The sequence below is a fragment of the Stenotrophomonas sp. B1-1 genome, from assembly GCF_010894375.1.
GTDB lineage: Bacteria > Pseudomonadota > Gammaproteobacteria > Xanthomonadales > Xanthomonadaceae > Stenotrophomonas.
Map to the genome: position 1 here is coordinate 398,608 of NZ_JAAIUZ010000011.1, position 10,803 is coordinate 409,410.

At 70.1% G+C, this 10,803-nt stretch carries 8 protein-coding genes; 4 read left to right on the plus strand and 4 right to left on the minus strand.

Annotated features, from left to right (window positions below):
- Positions 1-12 precede the first annotated feature (12 nt).
- Positions 13-3,873: a YhdP family protein gene (locus tag G4G00_RS09725; protein ID WP_164272908.1), complete on the plus strand. Its 3,861-nt coding sequence runs from the start codon at positions 13-15 to the stop codon at positions 3,871-3,873.
- A gap of 63 nt (positions 3,874-3,936) precedes the next feature.
- The gene (gene tldD, locus G4G00_RS09730) at positions 3,937-5,382 is read left to right on the plus strand and encodes a metalloprotease TldD (protein WP_164272911.1); all 1,446 of its coding nucleotides are present in this window, start codon (positions 3,937-3,939) and stop codon (positions 5,380-5,382) included.
- A 41-nt stretch (positions 5,383-5,423) separates the two neighbouring features.
- Here the strand turns inward: tldD and yjgA are convergent, their stop codons facing one another.
- The gene (gene yjgA / locus G4G00_RS09735; protein WP_108753744.1) at positions 5,424-6,011 is read right to left on the minus strand and encodes a ribosome biogenesis factor YjgA; all 588 of its coding nucleotides are present in this window, start codon (positions 6,009-6,011) and stop codon (positions 5,424-5,426) included.
- A 68-nt stretch (positions 6,012-6,079) separates the two neighbouring features.
- Between yjgA and pmbA the strand changes: the two genes are divergently transcribed.
- The gene (gene pmbA, locus G4G00_RS09740) at positions 6,080-7,447 is read left to right on the plus strand and encodes a metalloprotease PmbA (protein WP_164272914.1); all 1,368 of its coding nucleotides are present in this window, start codon (positions 6,080-6,082) and stop codon (positions 7,445-7,447) included.
- Between the two features lie 87 nt (positions 7,448-7,534).
- Entirely contained in the window at positions 7,535-7,897 is a 363-nt protein-coding gene (locus G4G00_RS09745) for a DUF4870 domain-containing protein (protein WP_108750636.1), read from the plus strand.
- Between the two features lie 110 nt (positions 7,898-8,007).
- On the opposite strand, the gene G4G00_RS09750 is transcribed toward G4G00_RS09745, so the two are convergent.
- Genes G4G00_RS09750 through tilS form a run of 3 tightly spaced genes read right to left on the minus strand, consistent with a single transcriptional unit; the run spans position 8,008 to position 10,459 of the window.
- Complete coding sequence (locus G4G00_RS09750) at positions 8,008-8,886, minus strand: farnesyl diphosphate synthase (protein WP_164272917.1); 879 nt, start codon at positions 8,884-8,886, stop codon at positions 8,008-8,010.
- The gene (locus G4G00_RS09755) at positions 8,876-9,136 is read right to left on the minus strand and encodes an exodeoxyribonuclease VII small subunit (RefSeq protein ID WP_108753741.1); all 261 of its coding nucleotides are present in this window, start codon (positions 9,134-9,136) and stop codon (positions 8,876-8,878) included. Before G4G00_RS09755 ends, G4G00_RS09750 begins: the two co-directional genes overlap by 11 nt.
- A gap of 36 nt (positions 9,137-9,172) precedes the next feature.
- Positions 9,173-10,459: a tRNA lysidine(34) synthetase TilS gene (gene tilS / locus G4G00_RS09760; RefSeq protein ID WP_108753740.1), complete on the minus strand. Its 1,287-nt coding sequence runs from the start codon at positions 10,457-10,459 to the stop codon at positions 9,173-9,175.
- Positions 10,460-10,803 lie beyond the last annotated feature (344 nt).

Here is a 10,803-nt window from a genome sequence, read left to right on the forward strand (position 1 = left end):
CGGCGCCGGCCGATGAGCGCGCCGCCGCGCCTGCGACTGCGAAGGATCCGCCGTCATCTGATTGCCGCGTGCGCGGTAGGCCTGGTCGTGCTTGCCCTGCTGGTGGGCACGCTCAGCCAGCTGTTGCCGCTGGCCGAGCGCCACCCGCAGCAGATCGCCGCGTGGCTGAGTGCGCGGGCCGGCCAGCCGGTGCGTTTCGAGCGCCTGCAGACCGCCTGGACCCGGCGCGGCCCGCTGCTGCAGTTGCAGGGGCTGCGTATCGGCGCCGGGCAGGGGTTGGCCATTGGCGAAGCCGAAGTATTGGTATCGATTTACAGCGGGTTGCTGCCGGGGCGCTCGCTGACCGAGCTGCGCCTGCGCGGGCTGTCGCTGGACCTGCAGCAGGCCGCTGACGGCCGCTGGAGCGTGCGTGGCCTGCCGCAGTCCAGCGGTGCGGGCGATCCGCTGGATGCGCTGCGCCGGCTGGGCGAGTTGCAGGTGATTGGCGGACAACTGGCCGTGCATGCGCCCGCACTGGGCATCGACGCCACGCTGCCGCGCATCGATCTGCGCCTGCGCGTGCAGGGCGATCGGCTGCAGGTGGGCGTGCGTGCCTGGGCACAGGCCGAGGCCCTGCCGCTGACGGCGGTGCTGGAACTGGACCGGCGCAAAGGCAACGGCCAGGCGTGGCTGGGTGCCGACCCGGTGGATTTCCAGGCTTGGGCGCCGCTGTTGGCCGGGGCCGGCGTGCGCCTGCGCGAAGGCAAGGGCGAGTTGAACCTGTGGCTGACCCTGCGCGATTTCGCGCCGGTGGCGGTCACCACCGATTCGGACCTGCGTGGGCTGCGTATTGAAGGCGCACCGATGCCGGGCGTGGCGCACCCGCAGGTGCAGCTGCAGCGCCTGCAGGCACGGCTGCGCTGGCAACGCCAGGCCGATGGCTGGGTGCTGCAGGTGCCGAAGCTGCGCCTGCAGGGCGAAGACGGCGCACAACAACTCGATGGCCTGCAGGTGCGCCTGGGCCGGCAGCTGCAGATCAGCAGCGGTGCGGTGCAGGCCGGCACGGCCGTGCGCGCGCTGGCCCTGAGCGACCGGCTGGACCCGGGCCTGCGCCGTTGGCTGTACCTGGCCCGGCCACAGCTGGACGTGGCCGCGCTGCAGGTGCGGGGTGAACGCGATGGCCCGCTGTGGGCGCAGGGCGAGCTGCAGTCGCTGGGCTTTGCCAGCGTGGCCGGCGCGCCGGGCCTGCGTGGCCTGGGCGGGCGTTTCGAAGGCGATGCCAATGGCTTCAGCCTGCAGCTGCAGCCGCAGCGGCAACTGCAGTTCGATTGGCCCAGCGGCTTCGGCGTGCGCCACGACCTGCACCTGGCCGGGCAGGTGGTGGGCTGGCGCGATGAAGCCGGTGGCTGGCGCATCGGTACCCCGGCCCTGCGCGTGCAGGGCACCGATTACGCGGCCGACGTGCGCGGCGGGCTGTGGTTCCAGGGCGACGGCACGCGGCCGTGGATGCAGCTGGCGGCCAAGCTGGACGATGTGCCGATGACCGCCGCCAAGCGCTTCTGGATCCATTCCAAGATGAGCAAGGGCGCCACCGACTGGCTGGACATGGCCCTGGCCGGCGGGCAGGTGCGGGGCGGTATCGGTCTGGTCAGTGGTGACCTGGACGACTGGCCGTTCGACAACAACGATGGCCGCTTCGAGGCCACCGGCCACATCAGCAACGGGAAGATCCGCTTCCAGCACGACTGGCCGCTGATGGGCCAGGTGGATGCCGATGTCGCCTTCATCGGGCCGGGCTTCCATATCCAGGGCCGTGGCGACCTGGCCGGGGTGGCGGTGCAGCACTTTGAAGCCGGCATTCCCGATTTCGGCCAGCAGCCGCTGTACGTGCGCGCCGACAGCCGCAGCGAAGCGGGTGCATTGCTGTCCATGCTGCGCCAGAGCGGCCTGCACAAGGAATACGGCGACACCCTGGACAACCTGAGCGCCAGCGGCCCGGCCAACGTCCACTTCGATCTGCTGCAGCCCCTGCACCATGACGAAGGCGGTGGCCACCTGCAGGGCACGGTGGATCTGGCCGGGGTGAAGCTGGCCGACAAGCGCTTCGACGTGGCATTCGATGGCATGCACGGCCAGGCCCGCTACAGCAACGCCGGGTTCGCCGCCGAATCGCTGGCGGTGCGCCACCTGGGCCAGGACGGCACGCTGAGCCTGCGCGCCGGCGGCTTCGTGCGCGATGCGCGGCTGGCCTTCGAATCGGAGTTGTCGGCCAGCCTGGATGCGGGCGTGCTGATCGATCGCGCGCCGGAAATGGCCTGGCTGAAGCCTTACATCAACGGCACCTCGCCGTGGACGATCGCGGTCAACCTGCCCAAGGTCGCCCCCGGCAGTGCCGCCCCGCCCAGCGAGCTGCGCCTGCGTTCGGACCTGGTGGGCACCCGCCTGGATCTGCCGGCACCGTTGGACAAGCCAGCCGCCGAGCCGCTGGCCACCACCGTGGCCGCACAGCTGCCGATGGGGGCCGGACGCATCGATGTGGCCTTTGGCGACCGGCTGGCGCTGGCTGCGCGCAGCCACAACAACCAGACCGGTGTGCAGGTCACCCTGGGCAGCAGCCAGGTGGACCGCGAGCCGCCGCCCAGCGGGCTGACCATCAACGGCCGCAGCCCCACCCTGGACGCGCTGGAATGGATCGGCCTGGCCCGTGGTGCGGGCGGCGATGGCGACCCCATGCCGCTGCGCACGGTGGATGTGCAGGTGGGCCAGCTGATGCTGATCGGCGGTGTGTTCGCGCAGACCCGGCTGCAGCTGCACCCCGGGCCGCAGGCGCTGGATGTGCGCATGGACGGCCCATCGCTGGCCGGCCGCCTGAGCGTGCCCAATGCCGACGGTGGCACCATCAGCGGCACGCTGGACCGTGTGTACTGGCAATCCCCGCCTGCAGCCGCCGGCGCGGCAACGCCGCCCGCCGCGAAAGTGCAGGCCGGTGCCGACGACATGGACCCGGCCAAGCTGCCGCCGTTCGCGCTGGACATCGCCGACCTGAAGTTCGGCAAGGTGGTGCTGGGCCAGGCGGTGCTGCGCACCCGCCCACTGGCGCAGGGTCTGAGCGTGGACGAGCTGCGCTTCCGCGCGCCGGACCAGGAAATCGACATCACCGGCCGCTGGCTGGGCAAGAGCGCCGGTGCGCGTACTGAACTGAACGCCCAGGTGCGCAGTGAGGATCTGGGTGGTCTGCTGCAGAACTTCGATTACGCCGGCCAGTTGCGGGGCGGCTCCGGCCAGGCCCAGCTGCAGGCCTCGTGGGCCGGCGGCCCGTCCGACTTCCAGCTGGGCAACCTGCAGGGGCAGCTGGACATCCATGCACGCAACGGCCAGCTGCTGGAACTGGACCCGGGGGCCGGCCGCGTGCTGGGCCTGCTGAGCGTGGCCCAGCTGCCGCGCCGGCTGATGTTCGACTTCCGTGATTTCTTCTCCAAGGGCTTTGCCTTCAACCAGATCGAGGGCGGCATGCAGTTCGGCAACGGCATGGCGCGCACCGACAAGGTGCTGATCGAAGGCCCCGCAGCGAACATCACCATCCGCGGCCAGACCGACCTGCGCCAGCAGCAGTTCGACCAGACCATTGATGTGAACCCGCGCGCCGGCAACCTGCTGACCGTGGTCGGCGCGGTGGCCGGTGGCCCGGTGGGCGCCGCCCTGGGCGCGGCCACCAATGCGGTATTGTCCAAGCCACTGGGTGAAATCGGCGCGCGCACCTACCGGGTGACCGGACCGTGGAAGGAGCCCAAGGTGGAAGTGATCGAGCGCAGCCGTGACCGCAGCCCCGCGCCGGCCCCGGTGCCCGTGCCGGTTCCGCCGCCGACCGTGACCGACCTGCCGCGCCCGCGCTGAGCGCGGCGCCCCTGTTCATCGCGTGGCCTTGCCTGGCCACGCCAGCACCCCCAGATCGAGACCATGACTGATACTGCCCTGACCCTTGCCAACGACCGCCTGCTGCGCCCCGGCGGCCTGGATACCGCTGGCCTGGAGCGCGCCTTCGGCCAGCTGCTCGGCCCCGGCGTGGACTTCGGCGACCTGTACTTCCAGCATGCCCGGCGCGAGAGCTGGAGCGTGGAAGACGGCATCGTCAAGGACGGCGCCCATTCCATCGAACAGGGCGTAGGCGTGCGCGCCATTGCCGGTGAAAAAACCGGCTTCGCCTATTCCGACGATATCCATGCCGATGCACTGCTGACCGCGGCGCAGTCGGCGCGTGCGATTTCCCGCGAGGGCGGCGCGCAGCAGGGTCGTTCGCTGCTGCGCGGCAACGCCCGCGCGCTGTACCCCACGCTGGACCCGATCGACAGCCTGGGCAATGAAGCCAAGGTGGACGTGCTCAAGCGCCTGGATGGCTACCTGCGCGCGGCCGACCCGCGGGTGAAGCAGGTGATGGTCAGCCTGTCCGGCGGCGTGGACACCGTGCTGGTGGCCCGCACCGACGGCGTGCTGGGCGCCGATGTGCGCCCGCTGGTGCGCCTGAACGTGCAGGTGATCGTGGAACAGAACGGTCGCCGCGAATCGGGTTATGCCGGTGGCGGCGGCCGCTACGGCTACGCCGAACTGTTCGCCGATGGCCGCCCCGAAGCCTTCGCCCGCGAAGCGCTGCGCCAGGCGCTGGTGAACCTGGACGCGGTACCGGCCCCGGCCGGGGTGATGCCGGTGGTGCTGGGCCCGGGCTGGCCCGGCGTGCTGCTGCACGAGGCGGTGGGCCATGGCCTGGAAGGTGACTTCAACCGCAAGGGCACCAGCGTGTACGCCGGCCGCATCGGCGAACGCGTGGCCGCCCCGGGCGTGACCATCGTTGACGATGGCACCCTGGACGGGCGCCGCGGTTCGCTGAACATCGATGACGAAGGCCACCCCAGCCAGTGCACCACGCTGATCGAGGACGGCATCCTGGTGGGCTACATGCAGGATGCGCTGAACGCGCGCCTGATGGGCATGGCCCCGACCGGCAACGGCCGCCGCGAATCGTTCGCGCACCTGACCATGCCGCGCATGACCAATACCTACATGCGTGCCGGCCAGCACGACCCGCAGGAAATGATCCGGTCGGTGAAGAAGGGCCTGTATGCGGTCAACTTCGGCGGCGGCCAGGTGGACATCACCAGCGGCAAGTACGTGTTCTCGGCCACCGAGGCCTACCTGATCGAAGACGGCCGCATCACCGCGCCGGTGAAGGGCGCCACGCTGATCGGCAATGGCCCGGAAACCATGCAGAAGGTGCGCATGGTCGGCAACGACCTGGCCCTGGACGAGGGCGTGGGCATCTGTGGCAAGGATGGCCAGAGCGTGCCGGTCGGTGTCGGCCAGCCCTCGCTGCTGATCGAGGGCCTGACCGTGGGCGGTACCCAGGCCTGAGCGCGGCGATGGCCAGCGCCCATGCCCAGGGCGGCGCGGACTCAGTCCTCGTCGGCTTCGTCGGTGCCGACGTCGTCGGCCTCGTCGGTCGCAGCCTTCAGGCCCAGCGCCGCCGGCAGCATCAGCGCGCGCAGCACCTGGAAGATCTCGCGGTAGGCGCGCGGCGGCTTGTTCTTGGCCTTTTCGGCCTGGGCGTTGCGCACCAGCGTGCGCAGCTGCTGGCGGTCGGCCTGCGGGTAGTCGTCCAGCAGGGCGGCCAGCGCCTTGTCGCCCTCGGCCAGCAGGCGCTCGCGCCAGTCTTCGGCGCGATGCATCATCGCCACTTCGCGGCGGCCGGTTTCGCTGTTGGCATCCAGCGCATCGCGGATCGCGTCCAGCGTGGCCTCGTCCTCGCGGCGCATGTGTTTGGCCAGGAACGCCAGCTGCCGCTTGTGGGCGATGTGGGCGGTAATGCGCTTGCACTCGGCGATATGCGGCAGCAGGTCTTCCGGGATCGGCAGGCGCGCCAGCTGGGCCGGGGTCAGCGACACCAGCTTTTCGCCCAGGGCCAGGACATCGAGCGCGTCGCGCCGGTTCTGGCTGCGGCTCTTGTCGTGGAATTCACCGGTTTCTTCGTCGCGTCCGCGCATCGTCCCTACCTGATCTCAAAAAAAGTCGCCCGGCGTGATGCCGGGCCCAACCTGTACAGGATAAAGCATTGAACGTGATCGCCCCTGAAGTCGCCGCCGGCGACGACAGCTTGGCCCGGCTGGAACGGCTGGCCGACCTATCCCAGCAGCTGATCGACCGCGCCCGCGCGCTGGGCGCCAGCCAGACCGAGGTGAGCTGCAGCGAGGACCGCGGGCTGGAGGTCAATGTCCGCCTTGGCGAGGTGGAGACCGTGCAGTCCACCCGCGACCGCGGCATTGCGGTGACCGTCTACTTCGGCCAGCGCAAGGGCAGTGCCAGCACCGCCGACCTGAACGAGGCCAGCCTGCAGGCCACGGTCGAGCAGGCCTGCGCCATTGCCCGCCATACCGAGGACGACCCGGCCGCCGGCCTGGCCGACGCCGCGCTGATGGCCCGCGATTTCCCCGATCTGGACAGCTGGCACCCGTGGGCGCTGCAGGCTGACCAGGCGGTGGACCTGGCCCTGGCCTGCGAGGCCGCTGGCCGCCAGGCCGATGCGCAGATCCGCAATTCCGACGGCGCCTCGGTGTCGAGCATGCAGAGCGTATCGGTGTACGCCAACTCCCATGGCTTCATCGGTCGCGAGCGCGGCACCCACCATTCGATCGGCTGCGCGCTGATTGCCGGCACCGGCGATGGCATGCAGCGGGACGGCTGGTACACCGGCGCGCTGGCCCGCGAGGACCTGGAAGACCCGGCCCACGTGGGCCGTCGCGCCGCCGAGCGCACCGTGGCCCGACTGCAGCCGCGTTCGCTGCCCACCGGCAGCCTGCCGGTGCTGTTTGCCCCGGAAGTGGCGCGCAGCCTGGTCGGCCACCTGCTCTCGGCCGTGTCCGGTGGTGCCCTGTACCGCCAGGCCAGCTTCCTGCTGGACAGCGTGGGCCAGCGCCTGTTCCCCGAATGGATGCAGATCGAAGAGCTGCCGCACCTGCGCCGCGGCCTGCGCTCGGCCGCCTTCGACGGCGATGGCGTGGCCACCCGCGCCTCGGCCCTGGTGACCGACGGCGTGCTGCAGCGCTACGTGCTGGGCAGCTATTCGGCGCGCAAGCTGGGCCTGCAGACCACCGCCAATGCCGGTGGCGTGCACAACCTGCAGCTGGCCGCCAATGCCGGCTCCCTGCACGAGATTGCCCGGCAGATGGGCAACGGCCTGCTGGTGACCGAACTGATGGGGCAGGGCGTGAACGGGGTGACCGGTGACTACTCGCGCGGTGCCGGTGGCTTCCGGGTCGAGAACGGCGAGATCCAGTTCCCGGTCGATGGCATCACCATTGCCGGCAACCTGCGCGACATGTTCGCCAGCATTGAAGCGGTGGGCAGCGATGTCGACCCGCGCTCGCACATCCGCACCGGCTCGATCCTGGTGGGGCGGATGACGATCGCCGGTAATGATTGATGGCGTTGATGGCGTAAGCTATGCGCGCCTGACGCGACCGGCCCGCAGCTGGTCGCGCATGACCACCCAAAAAAAAGGAGTTTTGTCGTGAGCGATTTCGATAACGTCCCGGCGGCCGGCAACGCGCCGTCCGACCAGCGCACCATGGCGCTGGCCGCGCACCTGCTGGGCATCTTCACCGGTTTCATCGGTGCCCTGATCATCTGGCTGATCAACAAGGACGACGCGGGCAAGTCCTTCGTCACCGACCAGGCCAAGGAAGCGCTGAACTTCCAGATCACCATCGCCATCGCGATGTTCATCTGCATCATCCTGACCTTCGTGATCATCGGCGCCATCCTGGCCCCGATCGTTGGCCTGCTCAGCCTGGTCTTCAGCATCATCGCTGCGGTCAAGGCAAACAACGGCGAGCTGTACCGCTATCCGTTCGCGCTGCGCCTGATCAAGTAATTCCGGCGGCACGTGGACAGCAGAACGCCCGGCAATGCCGGGCGTTTCTGTTTCCATCGCCGGTAGCGCCGGTAGCGCCGGTAGCGCCGGGGCATGCCCGCCAAGCGCGATCAATGATCGCGTTCCACCGCCAATGTGGCCAGCGCACGCAGCGCGTCGGCTTCTTCGTGGTAACCGGCCAGTGCCGCCTGCATGCGCGCGGCCAGGTCGCGCAGGTGCGCCTTGGCCCCGTCCATGCCCAGCAGCGCCGGGAAGGTGCTCTTGTCCTGGGCCTGGTCCTTGCCGGCAGTCTTGCCCAGCTGCTCGGAACTGGCCTCGACATCCAGGATGTCATCGCGCACCTGGAAGGCCAGGCCCAACGCATCGGCGAAGCCGTCCAGCTGCGCCAGCACCGGCGCCGGTGCCTGGCCGCACAGCGCGCCCATGCGTACCGCCGCGCGGATAAGCGCACCGGTCTTCAGCGCGTGCATGCGGGTGAGCGCGGCCAGCGACTGCTGCTGGCCGGTGGCGTCGATATCCAATGCCTGGCCGCCGCACATGCCGGCCGCGCCGGAGGCGTGGGCCAGGGTCTGCAGGCAGGCCACGCGCAGGCTGGCCGGCAGCGCAGCATCGGCCAGCAGGCCGAAGGCGCGGGTCTGCAGGGCATCGCCGGCCAGGATCGCGGTGGCTTCATCAAAGGCGATATGCGTGGTCGGCTTGCCGCGGCGCAGGGCGTCATCGTCCATCGCCGGCAGGTCATCGTGTACCAGCGAATAGGCGTGGATCAGCTCCACGGCCATCGCGGCCGCATCCAGTTGATCCAGCGGCGCGCCGAACAGGCGGCCACTGGCGTAGACCAGCAGCGGGCGCATGCGCTTGCCGCCGCCCAGCACCGAATGGCGCATGGCCTGGTGCAGACGCTGCGGCGCATCGGCCGGCGAGGGCAGGGCGGCGTCAAGCTGGCTTTCAATACGGTCGCGCCAGTGCGCGAACAGCGCCTCAACCGTCATGGCTGGGCGGGTCGAACGGTTCGGCGGTGTCCGGCTGGGCCGGATCGCTGAGCAGGCGTACGCGCAGTTCGGCCTGCTCCAGCGCCTGCTGGCACTGGCGGTACAGACCCACGCCACGTTCGTAAGCACTGAGCGACGCTTCCAGACTTAGCTCGCCGGTTTCCATCTGCTCCACCAGCTGTTCCAGCGATTCGAGCGACTGCTCGAACTGGGCGACCGGGGAGACGTTTTCGGGGGACTTCTTGGCCATGCGACAAGTGTGGACGGCAGCCGCGCGGGGGTCAATTCACCAGCCGCCTGGGCGCCACTGCAACTGCGCGTCGTGGGCCTGCAACCACGTCTGCAGGGGGGCGGAAACCACCACGTCGGCGGCGGCCAGCAACTGCTCGCCGTCGAACAGCAACGGCAGCTGCGCGCGCCGCCAAGGCGCCAGGTGCTCGCGCTGCAGGCAGTCCTTCAGCGCGTGTGAATGGGTGCGGCCGGGCAGCAGGATGCGCTCGCCGCCCTGCCGTGCGCGTACCTGCAGGGGCTGGGAAAAGGCCTCGCAGCCCATCAGGCGCAGTTGCCCGCCGTCGGGCAGCGGCAGCGGTGCGCGGCCATCCCAGGCGGCGTGCCAGGCGGTCGGCAGCGTGGGCAGCACGGCCGGCAGCAGGTAGGCATGTCCCCGCCATTGCTGGATCGCGTGGTCCTGCCAGCGCACCTGCGCCCGCCGATCGCTGGGCGCTGCCAGCAGTTCCTGCTGCAGCTGCTGCAGCACCGTGGCCGGCAGCGGTGCGGCACCGTGCGCGCGCACCCAGGCGCGCAGCACGCGCGCACCGCGCGCAGGCGCCACCTGGCGCAGCAGCTCCAGCGACAGCACCCGCGGTGCCACTTCCAGGTGTGCGATCAGTTCGGCATCTTCCTCGTCCAGCATCGCGCGGGTCTGCGCGCAGTGGTCGGCGCTGCCGGCCAAGGCCGCGGCTGCGTGCGGCCAGCGTTGGCGCAGCAGCGGCAGCATCTGCAGGCGCAGGAAATTACGGTCGGCGTGGTCGTGGTCGTTGCTGGGGTCTTCGATCCAGCGCAGGGCATGCTGCTGCGCGTAGTCGTGCAGCGCGCTGCGTGCGGTGTGCAGCAGGGGCCGCCACAGGCGGTGGCCCTGCAATGTGCTGTCGGCCGCGATCGCCGCCAGGCCATCGATGCCGGAGCCGCGCAGTGCGCGCAGCAGGAAGGTTTCGGCCTGGTCATCCTGATGGTGGGCCAGGGCGAGGGTTTCGCCCGGCCGCAGTTCGGCGCCGAAGGCGGCGCGCCGGGCCTGGCGCGCGGCACCTTCCAGCCCCAGGCCGTCGGCCGTAGCGACCTGTACGCGATGCACGGCCAGGTCGATGCCCAGGGCATCGCACTGCTGCTGGCAGTGCCTGACCCAGGCATCGGCATCGGCCTGCAGGCCGTGGTGGACATGCACCGCGCGCAGCGGCGTGGCGCTGGCCTGCGCGCAGCGCCAGAGCCAGTGCAGCAGCACGGTTGAATCCAGCCCGCCGCTGTAGCCGACCAGCAGCGGGGTATCCAGCGGGACAAGGGCAGGGAAGTCACTCACGTCGGCAAGTATAGGGTGGGGGGAGCTGGCAGGGCTGCGCCCTGCACCTGCTCAATGCAACGTCAACGTCAACGTCAACGTCAAAAGCCAGGTATCCGTGGGGTGGCGGGGTGGGTCCGGTTGCGGGGGACGCCGTGAATCCGTCCGTGGAGGCTTGGCCGCGGCATCCATGCCGCGGACACCCCCGCAACCGGACCCACCCCGCCTTCGACAGTTTCCCGCGATCTGTCGGAACAGCGTTCTGCTCTGGTGGGTGTCGACCTGGGTCGACACAGTAGCAACTGTCTTGTCAGGGGCTGCCGAGGGCCACCTCGGCGTCCCGCTTGCGGGCATTGAGGATCACC